General features: G+C 65.5%; 17 protein-coding genes. 9 read left to right on the forward strand and 8 right to left on the reverse strand.

The genetic code is table 11. The annotated features are described in order from the left end of the window. The first annotated feature begins 76 nt into the window (after positions 1 to 76). The 4 genes from rpmB (at position 77) to LV82_RS05875 (ending at position 1940) form a co-directional block, all read left to right on the forward strand. Positions 77 to 367, forward strand: coding sequence for a 50S ribosomal protein L28 (gene rpmB, locus LV82_RS05860; RefSeq protein ID WP_104069930.1), 291 nt, complete (start codon positions 77 to 79; stop codon positions 365 to 367). Between the two features lie 105 nt (positions 368 to 472). Next, positions 473 to 844 (forward strand): hypothetical protein, encoded by a 372-nt coding sequence (locus LV82_RS05865; RefSeq protein ID WP_104069931.1) that lies wholly within the window; start codon positions 473 to 475, stop codon positions 842 to 844. A 23-nt stretch (positions 845 to 867) separates the two neighbouring features. Continuing rightward, on the forward strand, positions 868 to 1305 hold the full coding sequence (locus LV82_RS05870) for a copper chaperone PCu(A)C (protein ID WP_104069933.1): 438 nt from the start codon (positions 868 to 870) through the stop codon (positions 1303 to 1305). A gap of 83 nt (positions 1306 to 1388) precedes the next feature. Beyond that, on the forward strand, positions 1389 to 1940 hold the full coding sequence (locus tag LV82_RS05875) for a 2OG-Fe(II) oxygenase (protein ID WP_104069935.1): 552 nt from the start codon (positions 1389 to 1391) through the stop codon (positions 1938 to 1940). Positions 1941 to 1946: 6 nt separating this feature from the next. Here LV82_RS05875 and LV82_RS05880 read toward each other — a convergent pair whose 3' ends face one another. Beyond that, on the reverse strand, positions 1947 to 3014 hold the full coding sequence (locus tag LV82_RS05880; RefSeq protein ID WP_104069937.1) for a quinone-dependent dihydroorotate dehydrogenase: 1068 nt from the start codon (positions 3012 to 3014) through the stop codon (positions 1947 to 1949). Beyond that, complete coding sequence (locus LV82_RS05885) at positions 3011 to 3349, reverse strand: DUF952 domain-containing protein (protein WP_104069939.1); 339 nt, start codon at positions 3347 to 3349, stop codon at positions 3011 to 3013. The genes LV82_RS05880 and LV82_RS05885 overlap by 4 nt, the downstream gene beginning before the upstream one ends. Positions 3350 to 3484: 135 nt before the next feature. Here LV82_RS05885 and LV82_RS05890 point away from each other — a divergent pair, with 135 nt between their 5' ends. Continuing rightward, entirely contained in the window at positions 3485 to 4999 is a 1515-nt protein-coding gene (locus LV82_RS05890; RefSeq protein WP_104069940.1) for a bifunctional metallophosphatase/5'-nucleotidase, read from the forward strand. Between the two features lie 156 nt (positions 5000 to 5155). Here the strand turns inward: LV82_RS05890 and LV82_RS05895 are convergent, their stop codons facing one another. The 4 genes from LV82_RS05895 to LV82_RS05910 all read right to left on the reverse strand — a co-directional run bounded on the left by LV82_RS05895 (position 5156) and on the right by LV82_RS05910 (position 9768). After that, positions 5156 to 5908 carry a hypothetical protein gene (locus LV82_RS05895; protein WP_104069942.1) on the reverse strand — a complete coding sequence of 251 codons (753 nt, stop codon included), beginning with the start codon at positions 5906 to 5908 and terminating at the stop codon, positions 5156 to 5158. A gap of 80 nt (positions 5909 to 5988) precedes the next feature. After that, positions 5989 to 7707: a methionine--tRNA ligase gene (gene metG / locus LV82_RS05900; RefSeq protein ID WP_104069943.1), complete on the reverse strand. Its 1719-nt coding sequence runs from the start codon at positions 7705 to 7707 to the stop codon at positions 5989 to 5991. 65 nt (positions 7708 to 7772) lie between these two features. Further along, complete coding sequence (locus LV82_RS05905) at positions 7773 to 8996, reverse strand: MFS transporter (RefSeq protein ID WP_104069945.1); 1224 nt, start codon at positions 8994 to 8996, stop codon at positions 7773 to 7775. Between the two features lie 40 nt (positions 8997 to 9036). Next, entirely contained in the window at positions 9037 to 9768 is a 732-nt protein-coding gene (locus LV82_RS05910) for an ImuA family protein (protein WP_425427730.1), read from the reverse strand. Positions 9769 to 9884: 116 nt separating this feature from the next. Between LV82_RS05910 and LV82_RS05915 the strand changes: the two genes are divergently transcribed. The 4 genes from LV82_RS05915 (at position 9885) to LV82_RS05930 (ending at position 13515) form a co-directional block, all read left to right on the forward strand. After that, complete coding sequence (locus LV82_RS05915; protein WP_104069947.1) at positions 9885 to 10319, forward strand: DsrE family protein; 435 nt, start codon at positions 9885 to 9887, stop codon at positions 10317 to 10319. Between the two features lie 72 nt (positions 10320 to 10391). After that, a complete protein-coding gene (locus tag LV82_RS05920) occupies positions 10392 to 11435 on the forward strand; it encodes an aldo/keto reductase (protein WP_104069948.1) in 1044 nt (347 codons plus the stop codon). A gap of 55 nt (positions 11436 to 11490) precedes the next feature. After that, positions 11491 to 11982: a lipocalin family protein gene (locus LV82_RS05925; RefSeq protein WP_104069950.1), complete on the forward strand. Its 492-nt coding sequence runs from the start codon at positions 11491 to 11493 to the stop codon at positions 11980 to 11982. Between the two features lie 150 nt (positions 11983 to 12132). Beyond that, positions 12133 to 13515, forward strand: coding sequence for an efflux transporter outer membrane subunit (locus LV82_RS05930; RefSeq protein WP_104069952.1), 1383 nt, complete (start codon positions 12133 to 12135; stop codon positions 13513 to 13515). A 54-nt stretch (positions 13516 to 13569) separates the two neighbouring features. Here LV82_RS05930 and LV82_RS05935 read toward each other — a convergent pair whose 3' ends face one another. Then, positions 13570 to 14928: an HlyD family type I secretion periplasmic adaptor subunit gene (locus LV82_RS05935; RefSeq protein ID WP_104069954.1), complete on the reverse strand. Its 1359-nt coding sequence runs from the start codon at positions 14926 to 14928 to the stop codon at positions 13570 to 13572. Next, complete coding sequence (locus LV82_RS05940; protein WP_104069956.1) at positions 14918 to 16939, reverse strand: type I secretion system permease/ATPase; 2022 nt, start codon at positions 16937 to 16939, stop codon at positions 14918 to 14920. Before LV82_RS05940 ends, LV82_RS05935 begins: the two co-directional genes overlap by 11 nt. Between the last annotated feature and the right edge of the window lie 38 nt (positions 16940 to 16977).

Raw genomic sequence — 16977 nt, forward strand, 5'->3', positions numbered from 1 at the left:
TCGCGGCGCTGCGCAGCAGGGCCCGCACAGGATTTGAACAGCCGGGCCACCGGCCCGAGAAACGAGGAACCAGACCATGTCGCGCGTTTGCGAACTGACCGGCAAGGGCCCGATGACGGGCAACAATGTTAGCCACGCCAACAACAAGTCGCGCCGTCGCTTTCTGCCGAACCTGAACGAGGTCACGCTGATCTCGGACGCGCTTGGCCGTGCGTTCAAGCTGCGCATTTCGGCCGCTGCCCTGCGGACGGTTGACCATCGCGGTGGCCTGGACGCCTTCCTGGCCAAGGCCAAGGACGAAGAGCTGTCGCCCAAGGCCCTGAAGATCAAGAAGGAAATCGAAAAGGCGCAGCAGACCGCCGCCTGAGCCGGTCCTGCATCCGTTTCATTCCGACCCCGCCGCGGCAGCGCGGCGGGGTTGCTGCATTTTGGCCTATCGTCTTCTTGCCGGCCCTGCGATAGACGAAGGCACATGAGGAATCGTCTGCCCAGACTGATCGCCGGGGTCGTCCTTGTGCTCTCGCTTGCCGCGATGGGCATGGGCGCGGCATGGGCCCGGGCCAGCATCCGTGCCGGGGGACAGGTGCTTGTCCTGTGTTCCTCGGGCGGGCCGATCCAGGTGACGCTTGACGGCAATGGCAAACCGACGGGACAGGTGCATATCTGTCCCGATCTGGCGCTCGGTCTTGTTGCCGCGGTCTCGGCGTCACATCCTGATGTGCAGGCCGACGCAGATTTCGATCGTATCGCCTTTTTCACGGCAACCCGGCACCGCGTTGACCGCGCGTTGCCCAGACCTTCGGTTCGGGACCCTCCGTTCTTTTCGTTCGAAAGTGGCTGCTGAATATCGAACGAAGGAGAAGTTGCATGAAACTCAAGACGATTTGCGCCGCGGCCTTGTCCGCGATGTTTCTGGCCGCGCCTGCATTGGCCGACGGCATGATCTCGATCCATGACGCCTATGCCCGATTCATGCCCGGTGGCATGGCCGGCGCGGCCTTCATGGAGATCCGCAACGACGGCGCCGAGGACGACCGGCTGGTCGATGTACGCTCGCCCATTGCCAAGCGGGTCGAGCTGCATACCCATGTGGCCGGCAATGACGGCGTGATGCAGATGATGCACGTTCCCGAGGGTTTTGAGGTCCCGGCCGCAGGCAGCCATGTGCTCGCCCGCGGCGGCGATCACGTCATGTTCATGGGCCTGGTCGAACGTCCGCGGGACGGTCAGACGATTCCCCTGACGCTGGTCTTTGAAAAGGCGGGCGAGATTACGATCGACGTGCCTGTCGACAACGCGCGCTGATCTGACGATACCGGACGCGGGGCCTTGATTTTTCCCGCGTCCGGCTGCACTCGGATGCGTCGATACGTCAACCGAGTCGTGTCATGTTTGCTCCCTACACCGTTACCGAAGCCTTCACCCCCGAGGAATGCGCGCGGATCATCGCGCTTGCGCAAGACGCGCCCATGTCCGACGCCGGCCTTGTGCGCAACGAGACCGACCACAAGGTGCGGCGCTCTGAACTTGCCTGGCTGGACGAACGCGAGGGCGCGGGCTGGGTCATGGACCGAATCCTTTCCCTGGTCGCGCGCGTCAACCGCGAGGTCTTCGATTTCGCGCTGACGGAATTTGCCGAAAGCCCGCAGGTGGCGCGCTATGGGGCCGACCGGCAGGGGCATTTCGGCTGGCATTCGGATATCGGGGCCGGCGCGGTCGCATCGCGGCGCAAGCTGACGATGGTCGTGCAGCTGTCCGATCCGTCGGACTATCAGGGCGGCGTGTTGGAGCTGATGCACGACGCCAATATCCGCACGGCCGAACCCGCGCGTGGCGCGGCGACGTTCTTTCCCAGCTTTGTCCTGCATCGAGTAACGCCAGTGACGGCGGGTGAACGCTGGTCGCTGACGATCTGGGCGCATGGACCGGCATTCCGCTAGGGGCGATCAGTCGCCCTTCATCCAGCGCGCGCGGTCCTGCCCGACGAGTTCGGAGATGTTGGCAATGCCGTCACGTTCCAGCATCGCGTCCAGATCGTGCAGGATACGCGGCACCAGCGACAGGCCGTTCCAGACCAGGGCGGAATACAGCTGAACGGCCGACGCCCCGGCAAGGATCTTTTGCAACGCCTCTTCGGCCGATCCGACGCCGCCAACGCCGATCAGCGGCAGGCGGCCCCGGGTCATGGCCGACAGGCGCGCGAGCACCCGGGTCGAGCGTTCGAACAGAGGCGCCCCGGACAGGCCACCCTTTTCGCCTGCATGGGCGCTGCGAAGTCCGTCGCGGGCAAGGGTGGTGTTGGTCGCGATGATCCCGTCGATGCGCGAGGACAGGGCGACTTCGGCGACATCCTCGATCTCGGCGGGTGTCAGGTCGGGTGCGATCTTCAGGAAGATCGGTATCGGCCGTGCCAGATCGTCCCGAGCCGCCGTGACCCCCGCAAGAAGGGCGGACAGCGCCTCGCGTCCCTGCAGGTCGCGCAGGCGTTCGGTATTGGGCGAAGAGACGTTGACGGTTGCGAAATCGACATGCGGCCCGCAGACGCGCAGAACCTGCAGGTAATCGGCGGCGCGGTCGTCCGAATCCTTGTTTGCGCCCAGATTGATGCCAACGGGAACATCGCGCCGGGCACGGGACAGACGCGATGCGATTGCCTCGGCGCCGTCATTGTTGAACCCGAACCGGTTGATGACGCCGCGATCCTCGGGCAGGCGGAACAGGCGCGGCCGCGGATTCCCCGGCTGCGGCCGCGGCGTCGCGGCGCCGACTTCGACAAAGCCGAAGCCTGCCCGAGTCAGGGGGCCGACCACCTCGGCATTCTTGTCATAGCCCGCGGCAAGGCCAAGGGGGTTCGGCAGGTCCAGCCCGGCGATGGTCGTCGCCAGACGGGGCGATGTGACCGGACCGGGCAGGGGAACAAGCCCCAACCGCAGCGCGCGGATCGACAGGCCATGCGCGCGCTCCGGGTCCATCCTGTGCAGCAGCCACAGGCCGGCGGTTTCGATGATGCTCACAGCATGCCCTCGGGAAAGATATGGCCGGTTGCGCCAAGCGGCAGCGACTTGTCCCACACGACGTCTTCGAGACGCAGCTCCCGGTAGAGATGGGGGAACAGATCCCCACCGCGCGACGGCTCCCAGCGCAGCGCATCGCCCAGTCTTTCGGTCTCGACCGCGACGAGGACGAGGTCGCTTTCTTGTGCAAAGTGGCGCGCGGCCGTTTCGGCGACCTGCTGGGCGGTCGAGAAATGGATATAGCCATCGGCCAGATCGACGGGCGCGCCCCGGGTGAAACCGGCGCGTTTCAGTTCATCCCATTCGGGGCGACGAAAGATCTTGTAGATCAGCATGGGCCTGTCTTGCCCCGATGAGGGAGGCTGGTCAATGGCCATGGATGCCGTCACATGACCTTTGGGAATCTTTGACATGGTGGGCCCGGATGCGCAGTCTGGGCGCATCAGGATTTCGTTTCACAGGGGGACACCATGAAACCGACCGGATTGCGCGCGGCTGCATTCCTGCTTGGCGCGACCGCGCTGGCCTCGCCGGCGATGGCCGAAACCGTCAAGATCACCATTCTTGGCGTCGGCGATGCCTATGAATTCCACGAAGAGGATGGCCGCGGCGGCTTTGCCCGCCTGAACGCTGTTGCGCGTGCCGAGCGCGCGGCCAACCCCAACACGCTGTATCTGTTCGACGGCGACATGCTGTCGCCCTCGCTGCTGTCGGGCTTCGACAAGGGGCAGAACACGATCGACCTGACGAATATCGTGCCCTTTGATCTGGCCGTTCCGGGCAACCACGAATTCGACTTTGGCCCGGAAAACTTCATCGAGAAGATGAAGGCGTCGAAATACCCCTGGGCAGCGATCAACATCACCAATGCCGATGGCTCGCCCGTGGAAGGTCTTGGCGGGGTGACCTGGAAAGAACTGGCCGGCCTGAATATCGCGCTGATCCCGGTCGCGCAGGACACCACCCCGCAAGTGTCGAGCCCGGGCGACCTGAAATTCCTGCCGACGGTCGAAACCGGCGTCGCTGCGGCCCGCAAGTCCCGCGAGGAAGGCGCCGATCTGGTGATCGGGGTGGTGCAGACAGACATGGAAAACGACCGCGCCCTGATTGCCAGCCATGCCTTCGACGTCATCGTCTCGGGCGACGACCATTCCTATGCCACGGCCTATGACGGGGTGACGGCCTATGTCGAAACCTCGATGGACGCGCGGTTCCTGGCGCCGATCGACCTGATGGTCGAGATCGGCACCGATCGCGACGGCAACCGCAAGATCGAATGGGTGCCGCATTTCCGCTTCATCGACACCGCGATGGTCGAGCCCGATCCCGAAACGCAGGCCAAGGTGGACGAGTTCAAGGCCCAACTGGATGCCAGCCTGAATGTCGAGATCGGCGTGACCGAGGTTCCGCTGGATTCGCGACGCAATGTCGTGCGCGCCGAAGAGGCCGCGATCGGCAACCTGATCGCCGATGCGATGCGCGAGGCCACCGGGGCCGAGATTGCCATCACCAATGGCGGCGGCATCCGCGGCGACCGCACCTATGACGCAGGCACCGTTCTGACCCGTCGGGACATCCTGACCGAACTGCCGTTCGGAAACGTCACCGTCGTCACCGAGCTGCCGGGCAGCCAGATCCTGGCCGCGCTGGAGAATGGTGTCAGCCAGGTGGAAAAGGGATCGGGTCGCTTCCCGCAGGTTTCGGGCATCAGCTTTGCGTTCGACCCCTCGGCTCCTGCCGGATCGCGTGTCTCGGACGTGAAGGTGGGGGGTGAGCCGCTGGATCCGGATCGCATCTATACCGTCGCCACCAATGACTACATGCTGGGCGGCGGTGACGGCTACTCTGCGCTGGGCGGCGGCCGGGTCGTCATCAATGCCGGCAATGGCAACCTGATGGCGAACGACGTGATCGACTACATCGCCAGGACCGGCAAGGTCACAACCCGGGTCGAGGGACGCATCCGCAAGCTGGGCGCGAACTGATCGCAGCACAGCCGAAGGTGAGGGGCGGTCCGGGCGGGCCGCCCCTTTTCGCGGAATTGCCGTCCGCTGCGCCCTGCGAGGTGCAGCCGCCACCCCCGGAATGCCGGGCAGGCGTCGCCCGCCACGGCCGGCGCCACGGGCCGGGGAAATGGGGAATCACTTCTCCGTGGACGTGGTCGATGTGCCATCCTCGATCGCGCCCCCGTTCGCGCGACCTGCGCGCCATGTCTCGTCCGAAAGGGGAAGGCGCATGCCGCAGATGCGGTTCATCGCATCGGTCCGGGGCTGAACACCTGTCAACGCGACTTCGAGGTCGTGCATGTCCTGCATGGTGGCGCAGGCTGCGGCCATCTCGACGGTCGTTGCCGCGACGATGGCGCCGACGCCATACAGGGGTACCGCCTCGGCAAACATCGCTGAAAAATTCACACTGGCGGCGCGTGCCGTGCGCGCGGTGACGGCTTGGGCGACGTCCGTCACCGCCGCTTTCAGCGGCACCTTTCGCCCGCGAAAGTCTACTTCGTGCCCGGACCGTTCGAGTTCGGCGATGCGTCCCTCAAGGATCTGCATGTTGCGCAGCAGCGTCCGGTTCAGGTCGCGCTGCGCGGCCAGATCGGCCCGACTGCGGGTCAGATCGTCTTCCAGCGCCGTTACTCGGGCCTGTGCCGCGTTCAGGCCAGCCTCCAGCCCGGCGATCTGGGCGCGCGAGCGCGACTGGACCGTGGACAGGCCCGTGGCGCCATGAATGATGTCCGAAAACGCGGCATTGACCGGGTCCAGCGTCAGGCTTGCCACGTTGAGCGCAACCATCGCGACCAGGACCAGCATCGCCGCACCGTTGCGCAGCAGGCGCAGAATGGCGCGCATGCCGCGCCAGCCAAGGCGCAGCAGGCTTGCGATCATCTTCATCGTTTCTACCCCTCCCCAGTCTTGCGACAGAGGTTAGGGGCGCGACATGCGGCTGCCAAGTGGCAACGGCGGGTCAGCGTTCAGTCGCGCCGCCCGGCGAAGCGGTGCTGCCATTCCTCGCGCTCTTCGTCCGAGATCTTGCGGAACAGGACATCCGGTGTCTCGAATTCATGGCCCGGGTGCAGGGCGCTCAGGGCATCGGCGATGGCGCCGGGCCAGGCCCAGTCGTCGCTGCGCATGGCCTTCATCATCGCGGCCGCGGCATCGGGGATGAAGGGTTCCGACAGCACGGCGTAAAGCCGCACGAGGTTCAGGCCCAGCCGGACGATGGCCGCGGCGCGCTCGGGGTCGGTCTTGAACACGCTCCAGGGGGCGGCTGATTGCAGATATTCGTTGCCCGCCGCCCAGATCGCGCGCAGCTCGGTCGCGGCCTTGCGGATCTCGATGGCCTCCATGTGGGCCTCGTAGGCGCGAACGCGGCGCTCCAGATCCTCGATCAGGGCGCGCTCGGCCGCGCCGATCTCGCCGCCTTCGGGCAGGGCTTCGCCGAATTTCGAGCGGCAGAACTTGGTGATCCGGCTGACGAAGTTGCCCAGAACGTCGGCGAGGTCCTTGTTCACCGAAACCTGGAAGTTCTCCCAGGTGAATTCGCTGTCCGCACTTTCGGGAGCGTGGCTTAGCAGCCACCAGCGCCAGTAATCCGCCGGCAGGATCGACAGCGCCTGATCCATGAACACGCCCCGACCCTGGCTGGTCGAGAACTGGCCGCCGTCATAGTTCAGGTAGTTGAAGCTCTTGATGTAATCGACCAGCTTCCAGGGCTCGCGCGAGCCCATGATCGTGGCCGGGAACGAGAGCGTGTGGAACGGCACGTTGTCCTTGCCCATGAACTGGACATAGCGGACATCCTCGGCGCCCTCGTCCAGCCGCCACCAGCGCCGCCATGCGGCATCGTCCAGACCCTTCGCATCCGCCCATTCGGCGGTGCCGGCGATGTATTCGATGGGCGCGTCGAACCAGACATAGAAGACCTTGCCCTCCATGCCTTCCCACGGTGCGCCCGGGAACTGCGCGGGCACCCCCCAGGACAGGTCGCGCGTGATGCCGCGGTCCTGCAAGCCGTCGCCGTCATGCAGCCATTTCTTTGCAATCGAGGTCGTCAGGATGGGCCAGTCGGTCTTGCTGTCGATCCAGGCCTCGATTTCGTCCTTGAGCGCGCGCTGGCGCAAATAGAGGTGACGGGTTTCGCGCAACTCCAGCTCGGTCGAGCCCGAGATCGCCGAGCGCGGATTGATGAGATCCGTCGGGTCGAGCTGCTTGGTGCAGTTTTCGCACTGGTCGCCGCGGGCCTTTTCGTAACCGCAATTGGGGCAGGTGCCCTCGATATAGCGGTCGGGCAGGAAGCGGTTGTCGGCGATCGAGAAGAACTGCCGCTCGGTCACGACCTCGATGAAGCCGTTCTCGGCCAGGCGGCGCGCGAAATGCTGGGTCAGGGCGTGGTTGCGCGCGCTGGACGAACGACCGAAATGGTCGAAGGACAGGCGGAAGCCGCGGGCCAGTTCGGCCTGCACTTCGTGCATCTCGGCGCAGTATTCGGCGACCGGCTTGCCGGCCTTGGCGGCGGCCAGCTCGGCGGGGGTGCCGTGTTCGTCGGTGGCGCAGATGAACATCACCTCGTGCCCGCGCGCGCGGCAATAGCGGGCATAGAGATCGGCGGGCAACTGGCTGCCCACGAGGTTTCCCAGGTGCTTGATGCCGTTGATGTACGGAATAGCCGAGGTGATGAGAATCCGTGCCATGCGCGCGCCTTTCCATCCTTTGGGTTGGCACGATTTAGCGGCTTTGATCGGAAAGGGCCAGAGGGTCAGTCACCGCTGCGCGATCTGCCCAGAAGGCGACCGATCAGAAAGCTGGTGCGGGGCGTATAGACATAGCGCGTGCGCCCCGATGGCGCGGGGCCGACAAGCGCGCGCACCGCGCCAAAGACAAGAAGGCCGACATGGATCGCCGCGATGAAGGCAAACATGGCTGCCGGGCCGAAGGCATCGATCAGCCCCGAGGAAATCACGGGCGAGGCAATCGCGCCGATCGCATAGAGGAACATCAGCGCGGCCGACAGTTCGACCCTTTCGTCGTCCGAGGCGAAATCATGGGCATGGGCTGTGGCGACCGAATAGATGGGCATGGTGGCCGCGCCGAACAGACCTGCGGCCAGGAAGACGGGCGCGGTTCCCATCGTCGCCGTGCCGACCGTCACCGCACAGGAAAGGGCGGCAGCGGCAGACAGCCACATCAGCACCGTGCGGCGATCGTGTTTATCCGCAAGCCAGCCTAGGGGAAATTGCGCAAGCGCCCCGCCCAGCACGAAGGCCGCGAGGAAAAGCGCGATCATGTCGGCGGTCAGACCGACCTGCAGACCATAGACCGGCCCGACCATGCGGAACGCCGCCGAGGACACGCCCGAGACGATCACGCCCGCGGCCGCGAGCGGAGAGCGCGCCCAGGCCATGGCCGGTCGCAGCCGTGGCGCCGGTGGAGTGGCGGGCTGAACGGCGCGGGTGATTGCCAGCGGCAGAAGCGCGGCGCAGCAGATGATTGCCAGCAGGTTGTAGGAAAAGTAGGTCGCCGGGCTCAGCACCCCGATCACCAGCTGCGCGGCCAGCGAGCCGCTGACATCGACGACGCGATACAGCGCGATCGCCCGGCCGCGGGTTTCATTCGTGACCTTGGCCTGCAACCAGGCCTCGATCACGGTATAGCAGCCGGCAACGCAAAGACCCGATCCCAGGCGCAGAATCGCCCAGGCCAGGGGATCGACCACCATCATGTGCGCGATCAGCCCGATCGTCCCGGCGGCGGTGAATGCCGCGAAGGCGCGCGAATGGCCGACGCTGCCCATCAGCCGTGGCGCCCACCAGCAGCCGATGAAAAACCCCATGAAATGGGCCGAGCCCAGCATGCCGATCTGGGCCGTGGTGAATCCAAGCTGTGCGCCCGACAAGGCATCAAGTGGCGCCACGCCCCCCGTGCCCAGTTGCAGCAGGATGACGGACAGGAACAGGGCGACGAGCGAGACGAGAATGCGCATCCTGAGCCTTGCGAATCATGACCCGTTTGGGTGGCTGCCGTCAGCCTGTCGCAAGCCCTTGCGCCGCGCCAGAGGAAATCGTTGACGCAGCGGGCTCGGCGGCATCCTTGGCGCCGTGGCCGGCCGTGGCCAGACGCAGCGCGCCGGTGTCGTGGTCCTGATGCAGGGTCCAGCTGCGGGGCGGGGCGGTGCGGTCATGCAGGCGGTCCAGCCGCCATCGGCTGTGATCGCGTTCATGGCGCGGGACCATGCGCCATCGGCTTTCCACGCCGCGCGCGCCGCCCGCGCCGGGCGTCAGGATCAGCCCGGTCGGTGTCACGGCGCCCTCGGCAGCGCCGGTTTCTGCCGCCAGTTGCAACCGGCGGATTGGCGTCAGACCCGGAGGCCGCGGCACTTCGGCCACGACCAGCCGGGCCGCCCCGCAGCGCAGGCTTTCCTCCATGCACCACAGAAGATCCTCGGGCCGGCGGGGCGTGACCAGGACCAGTCGCCCCGGATCGATGAAAGGCAGGATTCCTTCCGGAAACAACCGCTCGGGCAGCCAGGCGGGGCGCAGCCAAAGGATGGGATCGCGCCCCGGATCATCCCCCGCGCGCAACCGTCCGTCGTGTGCGGCACCCGCCACGATCAGGGCCAGCGTGCGTCGGGCTGGGCCGCAGAATTCATGCACCCGCGCCCGGGTCAGAGACAATTCGCCCAGAAAGGACAGACGCGCGCGCGGCCCCTTTGGCCCAAGGCGTGCCATCAGCCCGGCAAGATCACGATTCGACATGAGGACAGGGTATTTTGTTCTGCATATGCTCTCAAGCGTCTGGATGACATGCGTCTTCCGTTCGGTCACACTGGGGCGGCCCATCCGGGCAGAACACAGGAAATGGGGAGGAACGCATGACCAGATTCGCTGCTGCCTGCGCGGCGCTCGCGCTTTGTGCCGGTTCGGCCTGGGCCGAGGGCAAGACGCATTACCTGGCCATCCATGTCGACCAGAACGACCCGGCCGTCATGAACATGGCACTGAACAACGCGCAGAACGTGCACGATTACTATGCCGCACAGGGCGACAAGGTGGTGATCGAGATGGTCGCCTATGGTCCCGGCCTTGCGATGTATGTCGAGGGAGAAAGCCCCGTTGAGGATCGTATCTCGGCCATGTCGCTGGAGCTGTCGGACATTTCCTTTGCCGCCTGCGGTAACACGCTGGCCGGACTGAAGAAGAAGCGCGGAACCGACGTGGCGCTGATCAGTGAGGCCAGGGTCGTGCCGTCCGGCGTCGTGCGGCTGATGGAACTGCAGGAACAGGGCTACGCCTATATCCGGCCCTGAGCGTCCCGTCCCCTTGCCATGCCGGTTTCCGGCGCTAGGTTCGCCCGGCATGGCAAGAAACGGGGGCAGACGATGAAAAAGGTGACGTTGGGCGCGAATGGCCCTGAAGTATCGGTGCTGTGTCTTGGCACCATGACATGGGGAAACCAGACCGCCGAGCCGGAAGCCCATGCCCAGATCGATGCCGCTGCCGAACGGGGCGTGAATTTCATGGACACGGCCGAGATGTATCCGGTCAATCCGGTGCGGCGGGAAACCGTGGGGCGGACCGAAGAGATCATCGGCAACTGGATCGCGCGCGGTGGCCGGCGCGAAGACTGGATCATCGCGACCAAGATCGCGGGCGAAGGATCGGTCGCGCGCGAGGATGGCGAGATCATCGACGCACGCAGTATCCGCAAGGCGCTGGAGGGGTCGCTGCGCCGCTTGCGGACGGATCATGTGGACCTGTACCAGTTCCACTGGCCCAATCGCGGCAGCTACATGTTCCGACAGAACTGGCATTTCGATCCGTCGCGGCAGGACCGGGCGCAAATCCTTGACAATATGGCCGAATGCCTGCGCACGCTGGACGACCTGGTGCGCGAGGGCAAGATCCGTCACTGGGGTCTGTCGAACGAAAGCGCCTGGGGCATGGCGATGTGGATTCGCCTGGCAGAAGAGGGGGCGGGCCCCCGGCCGGTGTCTGTGCAGAACGAATATTCGCTGTTGTGCCGCCTGTATGACACCGACCTGGCCGAACTTGGCCATAACGAGCGCATCACCCTGCTGGCCTATTCGCCGCTCGCTGCGGGCCTGCTGACGGGCAAGTATTCGGGAGATGCGATCCCGGAGGGCTCGCGCAGGTCACTGAACCCCAAGCTGGGTGGACGCATCACGCCGCGCGTCTGGGGTGCGATCGACGCCTATCTGGACATCGCGCGACAGGCGGGGCTGGACCCGGTTCACATGGCGCTGGCATGGACCCTGACGCGGCCTTTCCCCACCATCCCGATCTTCGGTGCAACGACGCTGGCGCAGCTTGACCATGCGCTGGGCGCGGCGGATGTCGTCCTGCCACAGGATGTCCTGAAGGCGATCGACGCGGCGCATCGCAATCACCCCATGCCCTATTGACGCCGATCTGTCCGGGCGCGACTGTGCGTGCGGGCAATCCTTTGGCGAGGGCGACATGCGACGACTGGCTATTGCATTGGCACTGATGCTGGCCGCGTGCGATACGCCGCCGGCCGAGCCCGCGGCCGGCATGTCGTCCTCGGCCGTTTTCGACCCGTCGCGCTTTGTGGATGTCTGGCACATCGTGGCCGAGATCGCGCCCGGCCCGGCCTGCGGTCCGCGGGCCGAGACGTGGACGGCAACCGCCTCTGGGCAGTTTCGCGTGACGGGAACCATCTGCGGACCGACAGGGGCGCGCGCCTTCCTGGCAAATGCGCGCATGACCGGTCCGGGCCGCATGGCGCGAACATTCCCGGATGGCCGCAGCGAAGACTTGTGGGTTCTGTGGGTCGATGCCGATTACCGGCTTGCCGTGATCGGCACCCCCTCGCGCGCCTTTGCCCGTATCCTTGCTCGGCGCCCGCAACCTTCGGGCGATCTGCTGCAGGCAGCGCACGATGTCCTGCGGTTCAACGGATACGACCCGGCAATGCTGCGCAACCCGTAAGCGTTCCTCCGGCCGTACGAATTGTTGCAGCGTTACACCACCAGACGCTGAATGCGGGGGGGGTGGTGACGTTACGTAACCGTATTGCTTTGGTGATTCGGGCAGCCGGTGCTAGCGTGTGAGATATTACGGGCAGCATTCGGAAAGATCATGAAGAATTCATTTCAGTTTGTCGGTGCGATTGGTCTTGTTGCGTCCTGTTCCATGGTCGGGCCGGATTATCGCGCCCCGAAAATGGCCGTGTCGCAGAGTTTCGTGAATGGCGGCTCGTCGCCGCTGCGTGCCGCTGCGCAAGATCGCTGGTGGGCCGGTTTGAACGATTCCATTTTGAACGAGTTTGCCGCGCGCGGTCTGGGGCAGAATCTGGACATCCGTTCGGCACAGGCGCGGATTGCGCAGGCGCGGGCGGCGCTGGGGCGGACGGGGCTTGCCTCGCAGGTGTCGGGCGATCTTTCGGCCAGGGCGGCGCGCGAAAGGGATACCGCCGGCCAGATCGACGAGACGGGTTCGGCCCGGGCGGACGCGGCCTATGTGTTCGACCTGTTTGGCGGCATTCGCCGCGGGCAGCAGGCCGCGCAGGCCAGCCTGCAGGCGGCCGAATACGATGCAGGAACGGTCCGGTTGGCCTATCTGGCGGATCTGACCGATGCCTATGTCAACGCGCGGTATTTCCAGAACGCCGCCTGGATCACGCGCAAGTCCATCGCGTCGCGGCGTGAGACCCTGGACCTGGTCTCGCGGCAGGTTTCGGCGGGCGAAGCGACCTCGCTCGACCAATCCCAGGCGCGCGCCCTGCTGCGAAGTGCGGAAGCCGCCTTGCCCGGATACCAGGCGGGATTCGAGGCCAATGTGTTCCGCATTGCCACGCTGCTGGCCGAGCCCGCGGGGCCGATCATGGCGCGCATGACGAAAGGCGCGGGCCAGCCCGTGCCTGCCGCGATGCCGGCAACCGGGACGCCCGCCGACCTGCTGCGCAACCGTCCCGACATCCGGCGTGCCGAGCGGGAGCTTGCCGCTGCGACCGCCCAGATCGGCGTCGCCGAGGCGCAGCTCTACCCGTCGCTGACGCTTTCGGGATTCATCACCTCGGGTGAGGATCGCGCCTGGGCCTTTGGCCCGGCCCTGCGCCTGCCGGTCTTGAACCGCGGCATCCTGACGGCGAACCGCGATGTCGCCCGCGCCCGGGCGCAGGAGGCCGAGATCGCATGGCGCGCCAGCGTCCTGCGCGCCGTCGAAGAGGTGCAGGAGGCGCAATCCGCGACGCGCTACTGGCGGCGACAGGTCTCGGCGCAGCGTGCGGCCGTTCAGGCCAGTGAAGAGGTGCTGGACCTGTCGCGGCGCTCATATGCGGCGGGCGAGATCGTCCTGAACGATGTGCTGGATGCAGAGCGGCGCGCGCTGGATGCGCGGCTTGCCCTGGCCCAGGTGCTGCGCGAGCTGGCGCGCAGCTGGACCCGGTTGCAGATCGCGACGGGCAGGGGCTGGATGGATGCGGCGCCTGCACCGGGTGCGCAGGTCGCCTCGGCCGAATGAAAGCAGGACATGTGGCGCGGCGGCGATCGGGATCATCCGGTCGCCGTTGTCGTTTCATTCCTCGCGGAAGGCGCGCGCCATGCTGTCGACGATCGGCTTGGCGATGTATTGGGCAAAAGTGCGCTCTTCGGTCTTGATCATGACCTGCACGGGCATGCCGGGGCGAGGCTGGAAATTGTGCACGCGGCCCAGCTCCTCGGACGGAAGCGACACGCGCACGACATAGACCTCGCGCGCATTTGGCTGATCGAAGCCCTGCGCAACGGCATCGGCCGAAACATAGGTCACGGTTCCGTTCAGGATCGGGGTCGTCCGCTGGTTCAGGCCGACCAGCCGCACGGTGGCCGGCTGACCCACCTTGACCGTGTCGATGTCCTGCCGCAGCACCAGTGTCTCGATGATCAGGGGCGCGTCGTTGGGCAGGATCTCGGCAATCGGACGGCCAGGCTCGATGACGCCGCCCGGCGTGTGATAGAAAAGCCGCACGACGGTGCCCGTCACGGGGGCCAGGACTTCGGTCCGCGACAGGATGTTGTCGGCCTTGCGGATCTGTTCGCGCACGCTTTCAAGCTCGGCCTGGACCGATTGCAGTTCGGTCAATGCGGCGCGGCTGTATTCGTCGCGCGTCTTCTGCATCTGGGTCAGATACTTTGCCCGCATCTCCCCGATTTCCTCGAGCTCGGCTTCGACGCGGCCCAATTGGCCCAGGGTTTCCAGGCGGGACCGTTTGAGCGCGGTGACCTCGGCGCGTCGTGTCAGTCCGGAATCCAGCAGCGCATCCTTTGCCTTCAGTTCCTCGTCGATCAGGGCAAGCTGGGCCTGCAGCGAGTCGCGCAGGCGAGAATAGCCGCGATGTCGCGCGTCTATGGCGTCGACGTTCTGTTGCAGCAGCGTCAGATCGTTCATCAGGCCCGACCTGGCGATCGTGAAGGATTGGCGCTGGCTATCGATGATGGCGGCAATTTCGGGATCGGCCGCTTCGGCAAGAATTGATTCGGGCAGCACAAGTACATCGCGATCCAGATGCTGGGCAAGCAGCCGGGCCTCGGTTGCCTCGAGCCGCAACTGGCGCAGATAGAGCTCGCGCCGCGTCGCTTCGGCAATGGTTTCGTCAAGGCGCAACAACGTGTCGCCCACCTGCACCTGATCGCCCTCGGAGACAAGGATTTCCTGGATGATACCCCCTTCGAGGTGCTGGACGATCTTGTTCTGGCCCGTGGCGACGAAACTGCCCTGCGAGATCACCGCGGCGGCAAGCGGCGCCCGAAACGCCCAGACGCCGAAGCCGCCGAAGGCGAAGACCAACAGGGCAAGCCCGAAGGTCGCATGCCGCGCGATGGACCTGGGAACCTCTGCATACCAGTCCTCGGTTTCGCCGGGGGCAGCGCCGGTCGGTACCAGTTCAGTCGTCATCCTTTTCCCCCTTGTCGTCCTGTAGGCCCCTTGCACCGGAATCCAGCGCGGCTTTTGGCGTGTTGCGGCCGTTCAGGCGCGCCAGGACTTCCTCGCGCTTGCCAAACAAGGCGATATTTCCGTTGGCCAACAGCATGATCTTGTCTACGACATTCAGCAGGGCGGGCTTTTGCGTGATCACCACGCAGGTAATGCCGTTCGCGCGCGCATGTTCGATGGCGCGCGCAAGCGCCTTGTCGCCGGCCACGTCCAGGTTCGAGTTCGGCTCGTCCAGAACCAGAAGGCGCGGGTCGCCAAAGAAGGCCCGTGCCAGCGCGATACGCTGTTTCTGGCCGCCCGACAGGGGAGAGCCGTCAGCGGCGACCATCGTTTCATATCCCTGCGGCAATTGCGCGATCATGTCGTGCACATCGGCCAGAACGGCGGCCCGGTGGATCTGGTCGTCGGTCGCATCCTCGCGCATGCGCGCGATGTTCTGCTTGATCGTTCCGGGGAACAGCTGCACGTCCTGCGGCAGATAGCCGATATTTTCCCCCAGCTGGCGCGGGTCCCAGTTGCGCAGGTCCATCAGGTCCAGCCGCACATTGCCCGAGGTCGGCAGGATCGACCCCACCAGCATCTTGCCCAGCGTCGTCTTTCCCGCACCGGAATTGCCGATGACCGCAAGCGTTTCACCGGGATTGAGCGAAAACGAGATGCCGTTCAGGATGACCTGCTTGGTGCCGCCGGGAATGTAGAGCAGGCGCTCGACATCCAGACGGCCTTCGGGACGCGGCAGGCGCAGGCGTTCGTACTGATACCGCGAGCCGGTCAAGAGACGCGAAATGCGGTCATAGGCCGCGCGGGTCAGAAGGAATGCGTGCCAACCGTCGATTGCGCCCTCGACCGGCGCCAGGGCGCGGCCCGCGACGATCGAGGCGGCGATGACCATGCCGCCGGTCATCTCGCCCTGCAGGGCAAGATAGGCGCCCCAGCCAAGCATGCCGACCTGGGTCAACAGCCGGATCGCCCGCGACACGGCGGCCGAGATGATATTGCGGTCCTGGGCATGGACCTGCGCGGTCAGCGAATTGGCCGTGTCCTTGCCCCAGATCCTTACGGCTTCCGGGATCATGGCCATCGCATTGATGACCTGCGAATTCCGTGCCATCGAATCCAGATGCAGATTGGCGCGCGACTGGGCCATCGTTGCCTTCGAGAAATGCCCCGCGGTCACGCGCTGGTTCACGACCGCAATGACGAATAGGGCGATCGCGGTGCACAGAACGATCAGCCCCAGGTCTGGGTGGATCAACCAGATCACCAGCATGAAGAGCGGGGCAAAGGGAATGTCCAGGAAGGACAGAAGCGTGCCCGAGACAAGAAAGCCGCGCAGCTGCTGCAGATCGCCAAGGGTCTGGTATTCGCGCGCGCTGCCGGAAAGCGAGGCATGCGCCGCAGCCGACAGGATGGGCGCGCCCAGCCGGGCCGCGACCTCGACGGCCGTGCGCATCAGCATGAAGCGCCGGATCGCGTCGAACATCGCCTGCAACAGGACTGCGCCGACGATCACGACCGTCAGCATGATCAGCGTATCCACCGACCGGCTGGTCAGGACGCGGTCCGAGATCTGGAACAGGTAGATCGGGATTGCAAGGATCAGCAGGTTGGTCGCGCAGGTCAGGACAAAGACCATGAAGATGTTTCGTCGCACGGCGGCCAGGCCACGCTTGAGCGCCGCGCCGAAGTCTTCGGGATCAACGCGGCGATGGAACTTCTTGCCGCCGCCACCGCCACCTCCGCCCGAGGGCGGATCGGGAGGATCGCGGCGTGCCATGGGGCTGGACGAGCCCTCGATCGTCTGGCCAATCCGCGGCTTGCTTCCCGTATCGGGCATTCTGCCCTTGGATTCGGCCGGCTTCACGCGCATCTCCGGCTTCAGTTCAAGCACGGTTTCGCGGGGCCGGACCCTTGCGCCTTCGCGTCGGCTGGAAAACCGAAGGGGGGCATCGCGGCCATCCGTCGCGTCCATCGGGTCGTTGATATCCCTCACGCTTCGCTCCCTTGAAT

It is taken from the genome of Albidovulum inexpectatum, assembly GCF_002927635.1.
Classification (GTDB): domain Bacteria; phylum Pseudomonadota; class Alphaproteobacteria; order Rhodobacterales; family Rhodobacteraceae; genus Albidovulum; species Albidovulum inexpectatum.